Source organism: Enterobacter sp. AC1 (assembly GCF_050434705.1).
In the GTDB taxonomy this organism is placed as follows: domain Bacteria; phylum Pseudomonadota; class Gammaproteobacteria; order Enterobacterales; family Enterobacteriaceae; genus Enterobacter; species Enterobacter cloacae_L.
In genome coordinates, this window is record NZ_JBNDIZ010000003.1 from 695,071 (window position 1) to 712,319 (window position 17,249).

Here is a 17,249-nt window from a genome sequence, read left to right on the forward strand (position 1 = left end):
GGCAGGCACCTTTTTGTGCGTCATTCGAAGTTTATGTAGCACGTCCCGAAGGGGCTGACATAAGAAGGTGAATGAGCCACTGGTTAATATTATGCAACACCCGTGCCACAATGCAAAACAAAAAATTAACGCTTTGATATATATGACTTTTAGTCATTTAACCCGTTAATTAACGGTTGAGTGATTTCCAGGCTAAGTGTCGCTATTAAGCAACACCTTAACGTGAACCCGTACTGCCATATAAAAATCAATGGGTTAAATGTCTCCTTTTGGAGACACTGGCTAACCTTCTTTGTCGCAATTTTGCGACACGCATAAAAAAGCCCGGTGGCGCTACGCTTACCGGGCCTACAAGCTACCAGCTTTACATCTTAACCCAGCTGCTTACGCGCGTTGCGGAAGATACGCATCCACGGGCTGTCCTCGCCCCAGTTCTCCGGATGCCAGGAGTTGCTCACCGTGCGGAACACGCGCTCCGGGTGCGGCATCATGATGGTCGCACGGCCGCTTTCGCTGGTCACCGCCGTAATACCGTTCGCGGAACCGTTCGGGTTAGCCGGGTAGGTTTCAGTCACCTTGCCGAAGTTATCAACGAAGCGCAGCGCCACCAGGCCTTTGCTCTCAAGCTGAGCCAGATGCGCAGCATCACGCACTTCCACCTGACCTTCACCGTGGGAAACGGCGATTGGCATCTGCGAACCGACCATCCCCTGCAGCAGCAGAGACGGGCTTTGGGTCACTTCGACCAGGCTGAAGCGCGCTTCGAAGCGGTCAGACTGGTTGCGCACAAAGCGCGGCCAGGCTTCACTGCCCGGGATCAGCTCGCGCAGGTTTGACATCATCTGACAGCCGTTACACACGCCCAGCGCCAGCGTTTGCGGGCGGTGGAAGAAGGTTTCGAACTCGTCACGCACGCGGCTGTTGAACAGGATGGACTTCGCCCAGCCTTCACCCGCGCCCAGCACGTCGCCGTAAGAGAAGCCGCCGCACGCCACCAGCGCCTGGAAATCTTCCAGACCGGTACGGCCCGCCAGCAGGTCGCTCATATGAACGTCGATAGCATCAAAGCCCGCGCGGTGGAAGGCAGCCGCCATCTCAACGTGGGAGTTGACGCCCTGCTCGCGCAGCACGGCCACTTTCGGACGCGCGCCCGTCGCAATGTACGGCGCGGCGATGTCTTCGTTGATGTCGAAGGAGAGCTTCACGTTCAGGCCTGGATCCTGGTCATTCGCCTTCGCGTTATGCTCCTGATCGGCACATTCCGGATTATCACGCAGGCGCTGCATCTGCCAGGTGGTTTCTGCCCACCACATGCGCAGCGTGGTGCGGCTTTCGCTGAATACCGCATGGCCGTCTGCTTCAATGACGAAGCGGTCGCCCTGAACGGCTTTACCCAGATAATGCACGCAGTCTGCCAGACCGTGCTTCGCAAGGATGGCTTCAACCGCGTCGCGATCTGCCGCACGTACCTGAATCACCGCGCCCAGCTCTTCGTTGAACAGCGCCGCCAGACGGTCTTCGCCAAGCGTTGCAATGTTCGCTTCCACGCCACAGTGGCCGGTGAAGGCCATCTCTGCCAAGGTTACCAGCAGCCCACCGTCGGAACGGTCGTGGTAGGCCAGCAGCTTACGCTGCGCAACCAGCGCCTGAATCGCATCGTAGAAGCCTTTTAACTGCGCCACGTCGCGCACGTCGGCAGGCTTATCACCCAGCTGACGGTAAACCTGCGCCAGCGCCGTGGCACCCAGCGCGTTATGCCCTTTGCCCAGGTCAATCAGCAGCAGGGCGTTGTCTTCGGTCACGAGCTGTGGCGTAACGGTATGACGCACGTCTTCCACGCGCGCAAACGCGGAGATGATCAGCGACAGCGGAGAGGTGATCTCGCGCTGCTCGCTGCCTTCCTGCCAGCGGGTCTTCATCGACATGGAGTCTTTACCGACCGGAATGGTCAGACCCAGCGCAGGACAGAGCTCTTCACCCACCGCTTTTACGGCTTCGTAGAGGCCGGCGTCTTCACCCGGGTGACCGGCTGCGGCCATCCAGTTCGCGGAAAGTTTGATGCGTTTGATATCGCCAATCTGCGTTGCGGCGATGTTGGTCAGTGCTTCACCCACGGCCAGACGGGCAGACGCGGCGAAGTCCAGCAGCGCGACCGGCGTACGTTCACCCAGCGCCATCGCTTCACCGTAGTAGCTGTCAAGGCTCGCGGTGGTCACGGCGCAGTTCGCCACCGGGATCTGCCACGGGCCCACCATCTGATCGCGCGATACCATACCGGTCACGGTACGGTCGCCGATGGTTACCAGGAAGGTTTTCTCAGCAACAGCCGGCAGGTGCAGCACGCGATTAACCGCTTCCGCCACGGTGATGCCCTGGCGATCCAGCGCTTTGCCCGCCGCTTTACGGGTCTGCACGTCGCGGGTCATCTTCGGCGTCTTGCCGAGCAGAACGTCCAGCGGCAGATCGATAGGCTGGTTGTCGAAATGGGTATCGCTCAAGGACAGGTGTTTCTCTTCGGTCGCTTCACCGATTACGGCATACGGCGCGCGCTCGCGGCGGCACAGCTCGTCAAACAGCGGCAGCTGATCCGCGGCAACCGCCAGAACATAGCGTTCCTGAGATTCGTTACACCAGATTTCCAGCGGGCTCATGCCTGGCTCATCGCTCAGGATATCGCGCAGGTTGAAACGGCCACCGCGACCGCCGTCGCTGACCAGCTCCGGCATGGCGTTAGACAGACCGCCCGCGCCAACGTCATGAATAAAGAGGATCGGGTTCGCGTCGCCCAGCTGCCAGCAGCGGTCGATCACTTCCTGACAGCGACGCTCCATTTCCGGGTTATCGCGCTGCACGGACGCAAAGTCGAGGTCCGCATCAGACTGACCGGAGGTCATAGAAGAAGCCGCTCCGCCGCCCAGACCGATGTTCATCGCCGGGCCACCCAGTACGATCAGCTTCGCGCCAACGACGATCTCGCCTTTCTGCACGTGATCGGCACGGATATTGCCGATCCCGCCCGCCAGCATGATCGGTTTGTGGTAGCCGCGCAGCTCTTCGCCGTTGTGGCTCTCCACTTTCTCTTCATAGGTACGGAAGTAACCGTTCAGCGCCGGACGGCCAAACTCGTTGTTGAACGCCGCGCCGCCCAGCGGGCCGTCGGTCATGATATCCAGCGCGGTCACGATGCGTTCCGGCTTGCCGAAATCTTCTTCCCACGGCTGCTCGAAGCCCGGGATACGCAGGTTGGAGACGGAGAAACCGACCAGACCTGCTTTTGGTTTAGCCCCGCGACCGGTCGCACCTTCATCACGGATTTCACCGCCGGAGCCGGTCGCCGCACCCGGCCACGGGGAGATGGCCGTCGGGTGGTTATGGGTTTCGACCTTCATCAGGATATGCGCAGGCTCCTGATGGAAGTCATAGCGCCCTGCTTCGCGATCGGCGAAGAAGCGGCCCACCTCGGAACCTTCCATCACCGCGGCGTTGTCTTTGTAGGCAGACAGCACGTGGTCCGGAGTTTTCTCCATGGTGTTTTTAATCATTTTGAACAACGACTTCGGCTGCTGTTCGCCGTCGATGACCCAGTCGGCATTGAAAATCTTATGGCGACAGTGCTCAGAGTTCGCCTGAGCGAACATGTAGAGTTCGATGTCGTTCGGGTTACGGTTGAGCTTAACGAACGCGTCCTGCAGGTAGTCGATTTCGTCTTCTGCCAGCGCCAGGCCGAGACGCAGGTTGGCGTCAATCAGCGCCTGACGGCCCTGCCCCAGCAGGTCCACGCTCTGTACAGGCGCAGGCTGATGGTGGGAGAAAAGCTTCTGCGCGTCATCGAGAGAGGCAAATACGCTCTCCATCATGCGATCGTGCAGCTCCGCCGCAACCGCCTGCCACTGGGCTTCGCTCAGGGTCGACGCTTCCACGTAGTACGCTACGCCGCGTTCCAGACGGTTAATCTGGCTCAGGCCGCAGTTGTGGGCGATGTCGGTAGCTTTGGAAGACCAGGGGGAGATGGTGCCCGGACGAGGCGTCGCAAGGATAAGTTTGCCGGTTGGCGTATGGCTGCTCAGGCTTGGGCCATACTTGAGCAGGCGTTCCAGCTGTACGCGCTCCTCTGCATTCAGGGGGGCATTCAGGTCAGCAAAATGGACATACTCAGCGTAAATATTGCTTACCGGAAGGTCGGCCGCCTGAAAACGTGCCAGCAGTTTGTTAATACGGAAGGCAGACAGTGCAGGCGAACCACGCAGAATTTCCATCATAAGTCTCTCGTCTTCGAAGCGCCGGGGCGCTTACAGTGTGCGCAAGGGGGGAAAACGGGCGTCATTATAAAGAATCCTGAGCGCCGACGAAACCGTTTGCGTCGAAATAAAATCTGCACAGACGTTTAACAATAGATGTGACCTGTATCTCTAATTGGTTGCCAAGTGGCGCAAGTTTACGCAAAATGCCGCTCATTCAATGGCAAACCTTAATGTTAACATGGCTACAGCAGACTGAGGCAACCGGCGTCGCAGAGAATTAACTAATTGAAAAAATTAAAGATTAATTATCTGCTCATCGGCATTGTAACGTTGCTGCTGGCAGTGGCCCTCTGGCCTTCCATCCCCTGGTTCGGCAAAGCCGAAAACCGCATCGCCGCCATTCAGGAGCGGGGGGAGTTGCGCGTCAGTACCCTCAACTCCCCGCTGATTTACAGCGACATCAACGGCAAAATCATTGGTCTGGATTATGAACTGGCGCAGCAGTTCGCTGATTATCTCGGCGTGAAGCTTAAAATCACCGTCCGCCAGAATATCAACCAGCTTTTTGATGACCTCGATAACGACAATGCCGATATGCTGGCCGCCGGGCTGGTCTATAACAGCGAGCGCAGCAAGAACTACCAGCCTGGCCCGACCTACTACTCCGTTTCGCAGCAGCTGGTTTACCGCGTCGGGAGCCTGCGTCCACGCTCGCTGGCGTCAATTAACGATCGGCAGCTGACGATTGCCCCCGGCCATGTGGTGATTGACGATCTGCGCGAGCTCAAGGAGAAGAAATACCCGGACCTGAGCTGGACGGTGGATCCTAAGCTCGGCACGACCGAGCTGCTGGAGCAGGTAAAAGACCAGAAAGTGCCGTACACCATCGCCGATTCGGTCGCGATCAGCCTGTTCCAGCGCGTGCACCCTGAAATCGCCGTGGCGCTGGACGTCACCGACGAGCAGCCCGTGACCTGGTTTACCCAGCTCGACGACGATCAGACCCTCTCTGCCGCGATGCTCGATTTCTTCAACACCATCAATGAAGACGGTACCCTGGCGCGTCTGGAGGAGAAGTACCTCGGCCACGGTGACGACTTTGACTACGTTGACACCCGCAGCTTCCTGCGCGCGGTAGACAGCGTCCTGCCGGACCTGCAGCCGTTATTCGAAAAATACGCCCAGGAGATTGACTGGAAACTGCTGGCGGCTATCTCATATCAGGAATCCCACTGGGATACTCAGGCCACCTCTCCCACGGGCGTACGTGGTTTGATGATGCTAACCAAAAATACCGCGCTGAGCCTGGGCGTGAATGACCGAACCGATGCCGAACAGAGCATCAGCGGCGGCGCGCGCTACCTGCAGGATATGATGGCCAAAGTACCGGAAACGGTGCCGGAAGAAGAGCGGATCTGGTTCGCGCTGGCGGCCTACAATATGGGCTACGCGCATATGCTTGATGCCCGCGCGCTGACGGCGAAAACGAAAGGTAACCCGGACAGCTGGTCAGATGTAAAACAGCGCCTGCCGCTGCTGAGCCAGAAGCCATGGTATAACAAGCTGACATACGGCTACGCGCGCGGTCACGAAGCCTACGCCTACGTGGAAAATATCCGTAAATATCAGATTAGCCTTGTCGGGTATCTGCTGGAGAAAGAGAAGGAGGCGACAGAAGCAAAACAGCTGGCGCAAAGTTACCCGGTCGTGGCGCCGGACGAACTTAATCGTCCGACAGCTTCAATTCTGCCTTTTGCTGCTTTTTCTGCAGACGGCGCATTCGAAAGAAATCGCTTAATAGCCCCGAACACTCTGGTGCAAGTACCCCACCGATAGTCTTCACCTGGTGATTCATTCCAGGATGACCCAGCACGTCCATCAGTGAGCCGGCCGCGCCGGTTTTTTCATCCCGCGCGCCGAAGACTAACGTACCGATCCGGCCGTGCACCATCGCGCCGGAGCACATCACGCACGGCTCAAGCGTCACATACAGCGTGGTCTCAAGCAGGCGATAGTTTTGCAGCACCAGACCGCCCTGGCGAAGCGCCATGATTTCAGCATGCGCGGTAGGATCGTGGCGGCCAATGGGACGGTTCCACCCTTCGCCAATCACCTGGTTGTTATAAACCAGCACGGCGCCCACGGGCACTTCGCCCTCGTCCCAGGCGCGCTGAGCAAGCGTTAGCGCATGGCGCATCCAGTATTCGTGTGAGAATTCAGGGTTGGACAACGGTTGATACTCCAGTCGAAAAGCGGGCGGCATTATACACGCCCGTTTTAGAGAAGACTATTCGAGTTGCTGAAGTTCACCTGACGGCGTGACGCGCCAGCGATGCTGGCAAAAATAGAGCAGCGGGTTGTCCTGCTTGCTGTCGCTGTAGCCGCTGTAAAGGCGCAGCGGCGTACCGATGCGTTTCTCCAGCTGCACCACTTTTTCATGCCCCAGACAGCGCAGGGTCAGCACCCAGCCGCCGTAACCGCGGGCGATTTGCGTGGCGATAAGATTCACGCGCGGAAGCCAGGGGGTATCAAAATAGACCTGCTCCACCAGCGTCTGCGGCGAGCCGGTAATCAGCCAGATGTCGGCATCGTTGGCGTCGAGATAGGCAGTAAGGCGCGCCTGCACCACCGGAAAGGCGGCGACGTGGCCGCGAAACCAGTGCGCAAAATCCTGTTCACGCTGTTTGAGCCGCGCTTCGCTGTGTCCAAACGTGCATCCCCAGAGCAGCAGGCTCATCGGCCATCGCGCCGCCCGGCCTTTCACCAGCAGCGCGATACCGATCGCCGGTAACAGCGGCAGCACGAGCAGCGCATTCAAAGGCTGACGCCGCAGCAGGTAGCGCATAAACGTACCAAACATATCCTGCTGATGCAGCGTTCCATCGAGGTCAAAAAAGACAATGCGACGCGCGTGATTTGCCAAACCTTACTCCTCTGGGTCGTTGAATCCTAACAGCCAGGTAAACAGGAACCCGGCGATCACCGCCACTAAATAGCCTAACAGATAGAGCATGACTTTTCCGGTCACGATGGTTAATGCCAGCGGTAAACCGGAAAGACCAAAAGTAATCACGGTAGCGACTTTCCAGTAGCTGATCAGCGCCCCGCCTACCGCACCGCCCAGACACGCCGCGAGGAACGGTTTACCCAGCGGCAGCGTGACGCCGAAAATTAGCGGTTCGCCAATGCCGAGCAGCCCGACCGGGAGCGCGCCTTTAATCACTTTTTTCAGACGCGCGTTGCGGGTTTTCATCAGTACGGCTATCGCCGCGCCGACCTGCCCCACGCCCGCCATCGACAGGATAGGCAGCAGCGCGTTAGAGCCGTGCGCCTGCACCAGCTCGACGTGTATCGGCACCAGCCCCTGATGCAGGCCGGTCAGTACCAGCGGCAGGAAGGTTCCCGACAGCACAGCCCCCACTAACAGGCCTCCGCGGTCAATCGCCAGAGACGCACCGTGGGCGATGGCTTCTGAGATCCAGCCGCCTAACGGCTGGAGGGCCACCACCGCGACGCTACCGGTAATGAGCGTGGTGAGCAGCGGGTTCAGGATAAGCTCGATCGAACCAGGCAGGATCGTGCGCAGCCTTTTCTCAATCCAGCACATCAGAATGACCACCAGCAGCACCGCAATCACCCCGCCACGGCCCGGCTGAAGCGCCTCACCAAACAGCGTGATCTGCGCCAGCTGCGGGCTGGACAAGATCCCCGCCATCACCCCGCCCATGGCCAGCGATCCGCCAAACACCTTTGCGGTATTCACCCCGACCAGAATGTTCATGATGGCAAATACCGCGCTGCCGAAGATCCCCAGGATACCCAACAGGTTCGGATACTGAGTGGCAAAATCGCCCACAATATCCGGCCGCTTGAGGATATTGATGATCCCGGTGATCAGGCCCGAGGCAATAAACGCCGGGATCAGCGGAATAAAGACGTTTGCCAGCTGGCGCAGCGCATCGCTCATGGGGGCTTTGTATTTGGCCTTCGCCTGCGCTTTGGTGCGTTCAGCATCGTCAATCGACGCGCTCGCGCCGCCGCCCATCAACGCGCGCATGGCATCCACCACCTGCGCCGCTTTCCCCGGCCCGACGATCAGCTGGTGCTGCTGCCCCTGTTTCACATAGCCGCTGACGCCGGAAAGCTGCTTCAGACGCGGTACGTCGAGCTGGTCGTCGCTATGCACCTCGACGCGCACGCGCGTCATGCAGTTTTCGAGACGCTGAATATTCTTTTCCCCACCGATCCCCTGCAGGATATCGCTGGCGAGCGCTGCTGTTTTGTCCATACACGCCTCTGTTAGTTTTCTAATGCCGCCCGTAAGAAGCCATTATGCGCGGCGAGTTTGGCTCTCGCGGCAGTCGCATCCAGCCCGCTCAGGATCATCAGAATGGCCGGTTTAACATCGTGATCGGTTTGTTTGAGTACGGCTTCCGCCTCTTCGCGGCCTGCGCCTGTCGCTTCCATCACCATGCGGCAGGCTCTGTCCACCAGCTTGACGTTAGTGGCCTGCATATCCACCATCAGGTTCTGATACACCTTGCCGAACTTCACCATCGCACCGGTGGAGATCATATTGAGCACCAGCTTTTGCGCGGTCCCGGATTTGAGGCGCGTGGAGCCGGTGAGCGCTTCCGGCCCGACAACCGGCGAGATAGCGATAGCGGCCACCTGCGCAATCGGTGAGCCCGGATTACAGGAGATGGCCACCGTCGTGCAGCCGGTCTGATTGGCGTATTCCAGGCCGCCGATGACGTACGGGGTGCGCCCGGATGCCGCCAGCCCGACCACCAGATCCTTCGCCGTCAGGTTCAGCGCCTTCAGGTCATCCTCACCGAGCTGTTTGTTATCTTCCGCGCCTTCAACGGCTTTCAACAGCGCGCCGGGCCCACCCGCAATCAACCCGACCACCAGACCGTGCGGCACTCCAAAGGTCGGCGGACATTCAGACGCATCCAGAACCCCAAGACGCCCGCTGGTTCCGGCCCCCATGTAGATAATACGGCCGCCGGCCTTGAGCGCTTGCGCCGCCGCATCGACCGCTTTCGCCACCTCGGGTAATGTCTCTTTCACTGCCTGCGCGACCAGCGTATCCTGTTGATTAAAGCGGTTAACCAGCTCCAGGGTGGAGAGCGCGTCCAGATCCATGGTTTGCGGGTTACGCGTTTCTGAAACAAGTGAGCCAAGATTCATCTTTATGTACCTCAAGAATTTTTAATTCATAATAATCACACTATAATGGAATATAAAATTCATTCAGGCGAGCAAAATTCGTATTTGCGCAGACAATCACATTTTCGCCAGGAGACCGTATGAACTGTTTAATTCGCATTCGCCAGCGTTATGCAGGCTTTGCTCAAAGCGACAAAAAGCTGGCGGATTTTCTGCTTTCTCAACCCGATCGCGCGCGCCATCTCAGCTCGCAGCAGCTGGCGAGTGAAGCCGGCGTGAGCCAGTCCAGCGTGGTGAAATTTGCCCAGAAGATTGGCTTTAAGGGGTTCCCCGCCCTCAAGCTGGCGATCAGCGAAGCGCTGGTGAGTAACCCCAATCCGCAGTCAATGCCGGTGCATAATCAGATCCGCGGCGATGACCCGATGCGTCTGGTCGGCGAAAAGCTGATCAAAGAGAACGTGGCCGCCATGCATGCGACGCTCGATGTGAATACGGAAGAGAAGCTGCTGGAAAGCGTGACGATGCTGCGCGGCGCGCGGCGTATCATTCTGACCGGCATCGGCGCGTCCGGTCTGGTGGCGCGTAACTTCGGCTGGAAGCTGACAAAAATTGGGCTTAACGCCATCGTCGAGCAGGATATGCACGCCCTGCTGGCGACCGTGCAGGCGATGGATCCTGACGATCTGCTGCTGGCGATCTCCTATTCCGGCGAGCGCCGTGAAATCAACATGGCCACCGATGAAGCCCTGCGCGTCGGCGGGAAAATTCTGGCGATCACCGGTTTTACGCCGAATGCACTGCAGCAGCGGGCAACGCGCTGTTTATATACCATTGCCGAAGAGCAGGCCACGCGCAGCGCGGCTATTTCGTCCACCAGTGCGCAAATGATGCTGACGGACCTGCTGTTTATGGCGCTGGTGCAACAGGATCTGGAGCGTGCGCCCGAGCGCATTCGCCACAGCGAGGAGCTGGTTAAGAAACTGGTTTGAGCATGAGCACGTAATGAGCGTATAATGCCCGCCCTGTTTGTGTTGTTTCTGAGAATTTCCTGATGGCGCTGTTAATCACCAAAAAATGCATCAATTGCGATATGTGCGAACCCGAATGCCCGAACCAGGCCATTTCGATGGGCGACAGCATTTATGAGATTAACAGCGACCGCTGCACCGAATGCATCGGCCACTATGAAACGCCGACCTGCCAGAAAGTGTGCCCGATCCCGAATACCATCCTGAAGGATCCGACACACGTCGAGAGCGAAGAGCAATTGTGGGATAAGTTTGTCCTGATGCATCACGCCGACAAACTCTAGCTTTCAATAATCACCGTCGCGCAGGCGTAGTGGCGTTCATCGGCGAGCGTCACGTGCATGTGATTCACGCCCAGCTTCTCCGCCAGCTTTTGCGCCTCGCCCCACAAACGCAGGCGTGGCTTACCCAGCTCATCGTTAAATACTTCAAACTGGTTAAACGCCAGGCCATTACGAATGCCGGTCCCGAAGGCTTTGGCGGCAGCCTCTTTTACCGCAAAGCGCTTCGCCAGGAAACGCACCGGCTGCTGATGCGCTTCCCAGATAGCCCATTCGTTATCGCTCAGCACGCGCCTTGCGAGGCGATCGCCGCTACGGGCGATCACCGCTTCAATGCGGGCTATTTCAACGATATCGGTGCCTAAGCCCAGAATGGCCATTACTGACGCGCTTCCTGCATCAGGCGTTTCATTTCTGAGACCGCCTCTTTCAGGCCGCTCATCACCGCGCGGCCAATAATGGCGTGGCCGATATTCAGCTCGTGCATTTCCGGCAGGGCGGCGATGGCTTTAACGTTATGGTAGGTCAGGCCGTGTCCGGCATTGACCTTCAGGCCCAGGCCTGAGGCATACGTGGCCGCTTTGGCAATGCGATCCAGCTCTTTGGCCTGTTCGGTATCGTTTTTGGCATCGGCATAGCAGCCGGTGTGGATTTCGATATACGGCGCGCCCACGTCGGCGGCCGCTTTAATCTGGGCGAAATCCGCGTCAATAAACAGCGAAACCAGAATACCGGCATCCACCAGGCGTTTGCAGGCATCGCGCATTTTGTCGATCTGCCCGGCAACATCCAGACCACCTTCGGTCGTCACTTCCTGACGCTTTTCCGGCACCAGGCAGCAGAAATGCGGTTGGGTCTCGCAGGCAATGGCGAGCATCTCTTCGGTGACCGCCATCTCCAGATTCATACGGGTGTCCAGCGTCTGGCGCAGAATGCGCACGTCGCGGTCGGTGATATGGCGACGGTCTTCGCGCAGGTGAACGGTAATACCGTCGGCGCCAGCCTGCTCGGCGATAAACGCCGCCTGAACCGGATCGGGATAAGCCGTGCCGCGCGCATTACGCAGCGTGGCGATGTGATCAATGTTGACGCCTAACAGTAATTCAGCCATGACAATCCTCGGTTTTCTTTTCGATTCTGGGGTCTAACGTTTCGGCACAAACTGCCTGAATAATTCGCGGCTCTTTAAGGGCTTGCCGCCAAGATACGGCTTGAGGGCAATCCGGGTAAAGCGTTTTGCCGCGCGCAGGGTGTCCTGGTCGGGAAACTCGCGCTCATACAGCGCCCGAAGCTGGCGCCCGGTGAACGTGCTGTTATCTATCACGACGCTGGCGATAAAACCTTTTTCTTCCCGATACCGGTAGGTCATCCCGTCTTCAACCTCGTCTCCACTTCCCGCACAATGCAGAAAATCGACGCCGTAGCCCAGGTGACCCAGCAGCGCCAGTTCAAAACGTCGCAGGGCGGGTTCGGGCGTGCCGGCTGCGCCAGCCAGCGCCTGGATACAGTGCAGATAATCGAAGAAAAGTTCAGAGAAGCGAGTCTCATGTTCAAGAACCCGTGAGATGAGTTCATTGACGTACAGACCGCTGTAGAGCGTGATACCGGAAAGGGGGAGCGCCAGGGAGACGGCTTCAGCACTGCGCAGGGTTTTGACGTCCCCACGCCCGCCAAAGCGAACCAGCAGCGGCGTGAAGGGCTGTAAGGCACCTTTCAGGTTAGAACGTTTGGAACGTGCGCCTTTCGCAACAAGGCGCACGCGGCCCGACTCTTCCGTGAAGACGTCCAGCATGAGGCTGGTTTCGCTCCAGGGACGACTATGCAGGACAAAGGCACGCTGCCATCCATCCATATGCGCGTCGTCTTGGTTTACTGGTCTTCGCCGTAACCGAGGCTGCGCAGAGCACGCTCATCATCGGCCCAGCCAGATTTCACTTTCACCCACAGTTCAAGGTGAACGGGTGCTTCGAACATTTCCATCATGTCTTTACGGGCTTCAATGCCGATGGTTTTGATCTTGGCACCTTTGTTGCCGATCACCATCTTCTTCTGCCCTTCGCGCTCAACGAGGATCAGGCCGTTGATGTCGTAGCCACCGCGCTCGTTGGTCTGGAAACGCTCGATCTCCACCGTCACAGAGTACGGCAGCTCAGCGCCCAGGAAACGCATCAGCTTTTCACGGATGATTTCAGACGCCATAAAGCGCTGAGAACGATCGGTGATGTAGTCTTCCGGGAAGTGATGAATCGCTTCCGGGAGATGCTTACGCACGATGCCCGCGATGGTATCAACGTTCAGGCCGGTCTCAGCAGACAGCGGCACGATGTCGAGGAAGTTCATCTGGCTACCCAGCCACTGCAGATGCGGCAGCAGGTCGGCCTTTTCCTGCACGTTGTCAACTTTGTTGACCGCGAGGATGACCGGCGTTTTGCCGTCACGCAGCTTGTTCAGCACCATCTCGTCGTCCGGCGTCCAGCGGGTGCCTTCAACAACGAAAATCACCAGCTCTACGTCGCCAATCGAGCTGCTCGCCGCCTTGTTCATCAGGCGGTTAATGGCGCGCTTCTCTTCCATGTGCAGGCCCGGGGTATCGACGTAGATTGCCTGATACGCGCCTTCAGTATGGATGCCGACAATGCGGTGACGCGTGGTCTGCGCCTTACGCGAGGTGATAGAAATCTTCTGCCCAAGCAGATTATTCAACAGGGTGGATTTGCCAACGTTCGGACGTCCGACGATGGCAATAAATCCGCAATAGGTTTTGTCGATGCTCATTCCAGCTCCAGCATTTTTAACGCCTGTTCGGCGGCAGCCTGTTCAGCCTTACGACGGCTTGAACCTGTGCCTACCACCGGTTCACTCAGGCCACTGACCTGGCAATGGATGGTAAATTCCTGATCGTGCGCTTCGCCACGTACCTGCACCACCAGATAAGATGGCAGCGGCAGATGACGACCCTGCAAATATTCCTGCAGACGCGTTTTCGGATCTTTTTGTTTATCGCCCGGGCTGATTTCGTCCAGACGGGTCTGATACCAGTTGAGGATCAGCTTTTCTACGGTCTGGATATCGCTGTCCAGGAACACACCACCAATTAATGCTTCGACCGTATCGGCAAGAATAGATTCACGACGGAAGCCGCCGCTTTTCAGTTCACCCGGCCCAAGACGCAGACATTCGCCCAGTTCAAATTCGCGCGCGATTTCCGCAAGGGTATTACCCCGAACCAGCGTGGCACGCATGCGGCTCATATCACCTTCATCCACGCGCGGGAAACGATGATAAAGCGCATTCGCAATCACGAAACTTAAAATAGAGTCGCCTAGAAACTCGAGTCGCTCATTATGTTTGCTGCTGGCACTGCGATGGGTTAATGCCTGTTGCAACAACTCCTGATGATGAAAAGTGTAGCCCAGCTTCCGTTGAAGCCGATTAATTACGATGGGGTTCATGCGATACCAATAAATGAATGCGTCAAAAATGCAGCACACGAAACCGACCTGAGAAAACCAACGCGGTTTCGTGTGCCGTGGCACCCTTGCAGGGCCAACCTTAAACTTCGGGGGAATATTCTATACACAACGACAGGGGATGTCGTTAGTTCGAAGAGATTTATCGTGGAAATAATTCGCGTAACCGCTAATTAAAGCGGCTACGCGTTCATTTATTGAGAATTAATGGATTCCGCCAATACGATTCAGGCGTACACCGGTCGGCCATTCGCCTTCCTGCTTCTCAAAACTCATCCAGATTGCGGTCGCTTTACCCACCAGATTCGCTTCCGGCACAAAGCCCCAGTAGCGGCTATCGGCAGAGTTGTCGCGGTTATCACCCATCATGAAGTAATGGCCTGGCGGTACGATCCAGCTGGCAAGCTGCTGGCCCGGCTGCTGGTAGTACATACCCAGCTGATCCTGCGCGATAGGCACGGTGAGGATCCGGTGGGTCACATCGCCCAGCGTCTCTTTGCGCTCGACCAGACGAATACCGTTCTCTTTGGTTTCGCCTTTCGGTACCTGGAAGAACCCGCTGGTCGCTTCCCCACCGTTACGGCGCGCAAAGGTCTGCACAAAATCACTTGGCTCAACGTTTGAGTAGGTGATCGGCAGCGCATTTTCACATGCGGTACCGGAGCTGCAGCCCGGCTGAACGGTGACTTCTTTCGCAACCGGATCGTAAGTCACTTTATCACCCGGCAGACCGACCGCGCGCTTGATGTAGTCCAGGCGCGGATCTTCCGGATATTTGAACACCACGATGTCGCCGCGTTTCGGATGGCCGGTTTCGATCAGCGTTTTCTGGTAGATAGGATCTTTAATTCCGTAGGCAAACTTCTCTACCAGAATAAAATCACCAATCAGCAGCGTTGGCATCATTGACCCTGATGGGATCTGGAACGGCTCGTAAATAAACGAACGTACCACCAGCACAATGGCCAGCACCGGAAATACCGAGGCGCCCGTTTCCAGCCAGCCCGGTTTCGGGCCGACTTTCTTCAGTGTTTTCGCGTCAATCCCATCGCCAGTGGCTGCCTGTGCGGCAGCCTGGCGTTCATGACGTTTTGGGGCGAAGATAAACTTATCCAGGCACCACAGCAGACCTGTCACCAGGGTAGCAATGACCAGGATCAGGGCAAACATGTTCGCCATGCCAACTCCTTAGGGTTATTTGCCGTCTTTACCAACGTGAAGAATGGCAAGGAATGCTTCCTGCGGCAGCTCGACGTTACCGACCTGCTTCATACGCTTCTTACCTTCTTTCTGCTTCTGCAGCAGCTTTTTCTTACGGCTGACGTCACCGCCATAGCACTTCGCCAGAACGTTTTTACGCAGCTGTTTCACGGTAGAACGCGCGATAATGTGGTTGCCGATGGCCGCCTGAATCGCGATATCGAACTGCTGACGCGGGATCAGATCTTTCATCTTCTCAACCAGCTCACGACCGCGGTATGGCGCATTGTCGTTGTGGGTGATCAGCGCCAGCGCATCCACACGCTCGCCGTTGATCAGCACGTCCACACGCACCATGTTGGAGGCCTGGAAGCGTTTGAAGTTGTAATCCAGTGATGCATAGCCACGGGAGGTGGACTTCAGACGGTCGAAGAAGTCGAGTACCACTTCCGCCATCGGGATTTCATAGGTCAGCGCCACCTGGTTACCGTGGTAAACCATGTTGGTCTGCACGCCACGCTTCTCAATACACAGCGTAATGACGTTACCCAGGAACTCCTGCGGCAGCAGCATATGACACTCGGCAATAGGCTCACGCAGTTCATGAATGTTGTTCAGCGGCGGCAGCTTGGACGGACTGTCGACGTAGATAACCTCTTTCGAGGTGGTTTCAACTTCATACACTACTGTCGGTGCAGTGGTGATCAGATCCAGATCGTATTCACGCTCCAGACGCTCCTGAATGATCTCCATGTGCAGCAGACCGAGGAAGCCGCAGCGGAAGCCGAAGCCCAGCGCCGTTGAGCTTTCTGGTTCGTAGAACAGAGAAGCATCGTTCAGGCTCAGTTTACCGAGCGCATCACGGAAGTTCTCGTAGTCGTCAGAGCTGACCGGGAACAGACCCGCGTAAACCTGCGGTTTCACCTTTTTAAAGCCTGGCAGCGCTTTATCTGCCGGGTTACGCGCACCGGTCAGGGTATCGCCCACCGGCGCGCCGAGGATGTCTTTAATTGCGCAGACCAGCCAGCCTACCTCGCCGCACGTCAGCTCGGTACGGTCAACCTGTTTTGGCGTGAAGATACCCAGACGATCGGCGTTATAGACCTGTCCGGTACTCATTACCTTAATTTTGTCGCCTTTACGCATGGTGCCGTTTTTAATACGCACCAGGGAGACAACGCCCAGGTAGTTATCGAACCAGGAGTCGATAATCAGCGCCTGCAGTGGCGCATCCGGATCGCCTTCCGGAGCCGGGATATCACGTACCAGGCGTTCCAGCACGTCGGTTACGCCCACACCGGTTTTCGCGGAGCAGCGCACGGCATCGGTCGCGTCAATGCCGACAATATCTTCAATCTCTTCCGCTACGCGCTCAGGATCGGCGGCTGGCAGGTCGATCTTGTTCAGAACCGGCACAACCTCGAGATCCATTTCCATCGCGGTGTAGCAGTTTGCCAGAGTCTGGGCTTCAACGCCCTGCCCGGCATCCACCACCAGCAGCGCGCCTTCACAGGCCGCCAGCGAGCGTGAAACCTCATAGGAGAAGTCAACGTGGCCTGGGGTGTCGATAAAGTTCAGCTGATAGGTTTCGCCATCAGCCGCTTTGTAATCAAGCGTGACGCTCTGCGCTTTAATGGTAATACCGCGTTCGCGTTCCAGGTCCATGGAGTCCAGAACCTGGGCTTCCATTTCACGATCAGACAGGCCACCGCAAATCTGGATAATACGGTCAGACAGCGTCGACTTACCGTGGTCAATGTGAGCAATGATCGAAAAGTTACGTATGTTCTTCATATAGTTAAATAATTATGCCTTACGAATTCCTGGAGGCCGCTGTTCTTAGCCTGACGTTTTTCA

Annotated in this window: 15 protein-coding genes; 3 read left to right on the plus strand and 12 right to left on the minus strand. The window is 57.2% G+C overall.

Going from position 1 to position 17,249, the window contains the following annotated elements:
- Positions 1-371 precede the first annotated feature (371 nt).
- Entirely contained in the window at positions 372-4,259 is a 3,888-nt protein-coding gene (gene purL / locus M2433_RS12980; protein ID WP_059312342.1) for a phosphoribosylformylglycinamidine synthase, read from the minus strand.
- Between the two features lie 267 nt (positions 4,260-4,526).
- On the opposite strand from purL, the gene mltF reads away from it, so the two are divergent.
- The gene (mltF, locus tag M2433_RS12985; protein WP_429053862.1) at positions 4,527-6,077 is read left to right on the plus strand and encodes a membrane-bound lytic murein transglycosylase MltF; all 1,551 of its coding nucleotides are present in this window, start codon (positions 4,527-4,529) and stop codon (positions 6,075-6,077) included.
- On the opposite strand, the gene tadA is transcribed toward mltF, so the two are convergent.
- The 4 genes from tadA to murQ are packed head-to-tail and all read right to left on the minus strand — an operon-like array spanning position 5,965 to position 9,434.
- Positions 5,965-6,504, minus strand: a complete 540-nt coding sequence (gene tadA / locus M2433_RS12990) for a tRNA adenosine(34) deaminase TadA (RefSeq protein WP_429053860.1) — start codon at positions 6,502-6,504, stop codon at positions 5,965-5,967. The genes mltF and tadA overlap by 113 nt on opposite strands.
- Positions 6,505-6,528: 24 nt before the next feature.
- Positions 6,529-7,164 carry a phosphatidylglycerophosphatase C gene (yfhb, locus tag M2433_RS12995; RefSeq protein ID WP_429053858.1) on the minus strand — a complete coding sequence of 212 codons (636 nt, stop codon included), beginning with the start codon at positions 7,162-7,164 and terminating at the stop codon, positions 6,529-6,531.
- Positions 7,165-7,167: 3 nt separating this feature from the next.
- Positions 7,168-8,529: a PTS transporter subunit EIIC gene (locus M2433_RS13000; RefSeq protein WP_429053856.1), complete on the minus strand. Its 1,362-nt coding sequence runs from the start codon at positions 8,527-8,529 to the stop codon at positions 7,168-7,170.
- An 11-nt stretch (positions 8,530-8,540) separates the two neighbouring features.
- On the minus strand, positions 8,541-9,434 hold the full coding sequence (murQ, locus tag M2433_RS13005; protein WP_429053855.1) for an N-acetylmuramic acid 6-phosphate etherase: 894 nt from the start codon (positions 9,432-9,434) through the stop codon (positions 8,541-8,543).
- A gap of 119 nt (positions 9,435-9,553) precedes the next feature.
- Here murQ and M2433_RS13010 point away from each other — a divergent pair, with 119 nt between their 5' ends.
- Both M2433_RS13010 and M2433_RS13015 read left to right on the plus strand, forming a co-directional pair.
- Positions 9,554-10,402 carry a MurR/RpiR family transcriptional regulator gene (locus tag M2433_RS13010; RefSeq protein WP_429053853.1) on the plus strand — a complete coding sequence of 283 codons (849 nt, stop codon included), beginning with the start codon at positions 9,554-9,556 and terminating at the stop codon, positions 10,400-10,402.
- A gap of 62 nt (positions 10,403-10,464) precedes the next feature.
- A complete protein-coding gene (locus tag M2433_RS13015; protein WP_429053851.1) occupies positions 10,465-10,725 on the plus strand; it encodes a YfhL family 4Fe-4S dicluster ferredoxin in 261 nt (86 codons plus the stop codon).
- Here M2433_RS13015 and acpS read toward each other — a convergent pair.
- From acpS to lepA, 7 genes are all read right to left on the minus strand, one after another.
- Complete coding sequence (acpS, locus tag M2433_RS13020) at positions 10,722-11,102, minus strand: holo-ACP synthase (RefSeq protein WP_047346780.1); 381 nt, start codon at positions 11,100-11,102, stop codon at positions 10,722-10,724. The genes M2433_RS13015 and acpS overlap by 4 nt on opposite strands.
- Entirely contained in the window at positions 11,102-11,833 is a 732-nt protein-coding gene (gene pdxJ / locus M2433_RS13025; RefSeq protein ID WP_429053849.1) for a pyridoxine 5'-phosphate synthase, read from the minus strand. The genes acpS and pdxJ overlap by 1 nt, the downstream gene beginning before the upstream one ends.
- A gap of 33 nt (positions 11,834-11,866) precedes the next feature.
- A complete protein-coding gene (gene recO, locus M2433_RS13030; protein WP_429053848.1) occupies positions 11,867-12,574 on the minus strand; it encodes a DNA repair protein RecO in 708 nt (235 codons plus the stop codon).
- Positions 12,575-12,591: 17 nt separating this feature from the next.
- Positions 12,592-13,497: a GTPase Era gene (gene era, locus M2433_RS13035; RefSeq protein WP_042715851.1), complete on the minus strand. Its 906-nt coding sequence runs from the start codon at positions 13,495-13,497 to the stop codon at positions 12,592-12,594.
- Entirely contained in the window at positions 13,494-14,174 is a 681-nt protein-coding gene (gene rnc / locus M2433_RS13040) for a ribonuclease III (protein WP_003860711.1), read from the minus strand. Before rnc ends, era begins: the two co-directional genes overlap by 4 nt.
- Before the next feature lie 222 nt (positions 14,175-14,396).
- Positions 14,397-15,371, minus strand: a complete 975-nt coding sequence (lepB, locus tag M2433_RS13045; RefSeq protein ID WP_047346783.1) for a signal peptidase I — start codon at positions 15,369-15,371, stop codon at positions 14,397-14,399.
- A 15-nt stretch (positions 15,372-15,386) separates the two neighbouring features.
- A complete protein-coding gene (gene lepA / locus M2433_RS13050) occupies positions 15,387-17,186 on the minus strand; it encodes a translation elongation factor 4 (protein ID WP_023308849.1) in 1,800 nt (599 codons plus the stop codon).
- Between the last annotated feature and the right edge of the window lie 63 nt (positions 17,187-17,249).

Bases quoted from the DNA above. Each gene is read 5' to 3' on its own strand.
- purL (WP_059312342.1), bottom strand. From the start codon at position 4,259: ATGATGGAAATTCTGCGTGGTTCGCCTGCACTGTCTGCCTTCCGTATT.
- tadA (WP_429053860.1), bottom strand. From the start codon at position 6,504: ATGCCGCCCGCTTTTCGACTGGAGTATCAACCGTTGTCCAACCCTGAA.
- M2433_RS13000 (WP_429053856.1), bottom strand. From the start codon at position 8,529: ATGGACAAAACAGCAGCGCTCGCCAGCGATATCCTGCAGGGGATCGGT.
- murQ (WP_429053855.1), bottom strand. From the start codon at position 9,434: ATGAATCTTGGCTCACTTGTTTCAGAAACGCGTAACCCGCAAACCATG.
- M2433_RS13010 (WP_429053853.1), top strand. From the start codon at position 9,554: ATGAACTGTTTAATTCGCATTCGCCAGCGTTATGCAGGCTTTGCTCAA.
- M2433_RS13015 (WP_429053851.1), top strand. From the start codon at position 10,465: ATGGCGCTGTTAATCACCAAAAAATGCATCAATTGCGATATGTGCGAA.
- acpS (WP_047346780.1), bottom strand. From the start codon at position 11,102: ATGGCCATTCTGGGCTTAGGCACCGATATCGTTGAAATAGCCCGCATT.
- pdxJ (WP_429053849.1), bottom strand. From the start codon at position 11,833: ATGGCTGAATTACTGTTAGGCGTCAACATTGATCACATCGCCACGCTG.
- recO (WP_429053848.1), bottom strand. From the start codon at position 12,574: ATGGATGGATGGCAGCGTGCCTTTGTCCTGCATAGTCGTCCCTGGAGC.
- era (WP_042715851.1), bottom strand. From the start codon at position 13,497: ATGAGCATCGACAAAACCTATTGCGGATTTATTGCCATCGTCGGACGT.
- rnc (WP_003860711.1), bottom strand. From the start codon at position 14,174: ATGAACCCCATCGTAATTAATCGGCTTCAACGGAAGCTGGGCTACACT.
- lepB (WP_047346783.1), bottom strand. From the start codon at position 15,371: ATGGCGAACATGTTTGCCCTGATCCTGGTCATTGCTACCCTGGTGACA.
- lepA (WP_023308849.1), bottom strand. From the start codon at position 17,186: ATGAAGAACATACGTAACTTTTCGATCATTGCTCACATTGACCACGGT.